This window comes from Dietzia sp. DQ11-38-2 (assembly GCF_014145055.1).
GTDB lineage: Bacteria > Actinomycetota > Actinomycetes > Mycobacteriales > Mycobacteriaceae > Dietzia.
The window spans coordinates 1-2,414 of record NZ_JAALDW010000315.1 but is presented as its reverse complement, the minus strand read 5'-3'; the positions used below and the strand labels follow the sequence as shown (position 1 = coordinate 2,414).

Below are 2,414 nucleotides of genomic sequence, written 5' to 3'. Positions count from 1 at the left end.
GGACAGGTCACGCGGGGTCGGCGCGGAGTTCAGGCCCAGCTTCGCCGAGCAGGCGGGCCACGCTCCCCAACCCTGACCCGCGAGGGTCCTCTCGGCGACGGCGATCTGCTGCTCGCGGGTCGCCTGGTTGGCGGTCGGAGCGTACTGGGTGCCGCCATAGGCCGCCCAGGTGCTCGGCGAGAACTGCAGTCCGCCGTGGTAGCCGTTGCCGGTGTTGATCCCCCAGTTGCCGCCGGCCTCACACTGGGCGAGACGATCCCAGTCGGAGTCCGGGGCCGCGTTGGCGGCCGGGGCGAGGGCGAGCCCGGCGGCGGAGAACGCGGTGCCCGCGAGGACCACCTTCACCGCCGTCCTGGGTGCGGAGGCGGGGGTGGCAGCGCGGTGGCGTCCGGTGTTCGAGGTCATATACGCGTCAGTCCTTTTCACTCGGTGCCTACGGGGTGAGCTGTCGGGTTCGGACGAGTGTGCCCGGCCGCGGATGGCGGCTTGACCCCAAGGCGACCTGTGGTCGCCGGCCCGGCAAGGGCCCTGATCGGGTCCCCCGTCCCCGCCCGGTTACGGTCACTGTCGCAACGGCCGCAGGGCGGGGTTCGGTGGTGCGTCCGATGCCAACTCGCTGACGAGTCTGACTCGAACAGTAGCGGGTTGATGCCGGATCGTCACCATTCTGAGATAAAACCAGGTCACGCAGAAGGGTGGCTATCAGTGTTATCCGCTCGTTACCTGGAGATTCGCGGACGTGTGGGTTCCGTCACGCCCTGGGCGGCCGGGAGCCGAGGATGGCGTACAGCAGCCCCAGGAGGAACCCGACCGGGGTGAACACCATCGCGCCGACGTAGAGGAACGTGGGGGCGTCCCGGTCCAGCACGAACGGGGTGAGTGCGGCGAGGATCGTGAAGACGACTCCGACGGCGAAGACGGCCAGGGCGGCGACGAACAGCCCGCGACGTCTGGGGCGGGACGGGGTGGGCTGGGCCGCGTGAGGGGTCCAGGGGTCGGGGTCGTCGGCCGGGGGTCGGGCATCTGAGGTCACACCGGGCAGGCTACCGGCCCGATGCGGGCACCGAACCGCCACCTCGGCGAGGGTAGGCTCGACGGCGACGTGGTGATGGTCGGTCGCACCTGTGCGCGATCGTGTGGAGAGGTGGTTCGCGGTGCCCAGTGGCAGGGTCAAGTGGTACGACGCGGAGAAGGGATTCGGTTTCCTGTCCCACGAGGGCGGGGAGGACGTCTACGTCCGGTCCGACGCCCTTCCTGCCGGCGTGGACACGCTCCGGCCCCGCCAGCGGGTGGAGTTCGACATGGTCTCCGGTCGGCGCGGCCCCCAGGCGCTCCGGGTGGTCGTCCACGAGGACCCCACCGTCGCGCAGGACCGTGCGCCCCGGGGTGGCCCACGGCACTCCCCGGATGAGCTGCACGGGATGATCGAGGACATGATCAAGGTGCTCGAGTCGACCGTCCAGCCCGAGTTGCGGCGCGGCCACCGTCCCGACCACAAGGTGTCGAGCCGGGTGGCCTCGGTTCTCCGCGCGGTCGCCCGCGAACTGGACGCGTGACCGGCAGGATCAGTCCGCGTAGTCGAACCCGACCGACCACTCGCCGCTGAGGATCGTCTCCGAGCCGTCCGCGGCGTAGACCAGCGCGACCGCCCGGAGCGCCAGCCCCTCGATCCGTCCCTCGTCGGGAAGGGCGACCGGGACGAGCAGTTCGCCGGGCCCGTCGGGCTCGACGGTGTACTCGCGGAACCCGTCCGCGCGGACCTCGTAGACGTCGAGCGTGGCGCGGCGCAGCTCGACCGGGAGCCGAACCGTGAGCGTGTGCTCACCCGAGATGACGAACCGGCCCACCGGATTGGCATAGGTGGTGCCGTCGAGGTCCGTGGCCGCGAACGGAGGGACCTCGACGTGATCGCGGTCGGTCGCGACGGTGATCGACGGCACCGACCCGTGGCGTGAGGCCGAGCCCTGCCACGCCCCCACGATCGCGGCGATCATGACGATCACCCACGCCAGGATCGCCCAGGTGACTGGACGAACGCGGGGGCCGGAGGCGGGGGCATCGCTGCGGGAGCTCACTCCTCCATTCTGCCCAGCAGGCGTGCGCCGAACGAACGGGGGTCACGTGGTTCTCCGGGGAACCGGGGTCGGTTGCCGCCGAGCCCGGGCACGAGCGTGGATCCGCGCGCGGTCAGGAGGGACTGCGCGAACAGCAGGGCGCCGACGACCGCGATCACGCCGAAGCCCACGGTGAAGTCCGGCGGCAGGAGGACCCCCAGCGCGCCGCCCGCGACCCATGCCAGCTGCAGAGCCGTCTCGGACCGGCCGAACGCCGACGACCGCGCGGAATCCGGGATGTCCGTCTGGATCGAGGCGTCGAGCGCCACCTTGCCGAGCGCGCTGCTCACCGCGGCCACG

Annotated in this window: 4 protein-coding genes, 1 pseudogene and 1 riboswitch; of the genes and pseudogenes, 1 reads left to right on the top strand and 4 read right to left on the bottom strand. The window is 71.4% G+C overall.

Annotated elements, in window-relative coordinates; genetic code table 11:
- Positions 1-405 (bottom strand): transglycosylase family protein (locus G6026_RS11090; protein WP_182613211.1); only part of this gene is annotated, 405 nt, incomplete at its 3' end.
- A 9-nt stretch (positions 406-414) separates the two neighbouring features.
- A riboswitch (cyclic di-AMP (ydaO/yuaA leader) is annotated at positions 415-573 on the bottom strand.
- Positions 574-751: 178 nt separating this feature from the next.
- Entirely contained in the window at positions 752-1,033 is a 282-nt protein-coding gene (locus G6026_RS11085) for a hypothetical protein (RefSeq protein WP_107755838.1), read from the bottom strand.
- Positions 1,034-1,154: 121 nt separating this feature from the next.
- Between G6026_RS11085 and G6026_RS11080 the strand changes: the two genes are divergently transcribed.
- Entirely contained in the window at positions 1,155-1,556 is a 402-nt protein-coding gene (locus G6026_RS11080) for a cold-shock protein (protein WP_182613210.1), read from the top strand.
- Between the two features lie 9 nt (positions 1,557-1,565).
- Here G6026_RS11080 and G6026_RS11075 read toward each other — a convergent pair whose 3' ends face one another.
- Positions 1,566-2,075, bottom strand: coding sequence for a DUF2771 family protein (locus tag G6026_RS11075; RefSeq protein WP_182613209.1), 510 nt, complete (start codon positions 2,073-2,075; stop codon positions 1,566-1,568).
- Positions 2,072-2,414 (bottom strand): annotated as a pseudogene (locus G6026_RS11070) (MFS transporter); the annotation flags it as partial. The pseudogene G6026_RS11070 and the gene G6026_RS11075, both read right to left, overlap by 4 nt.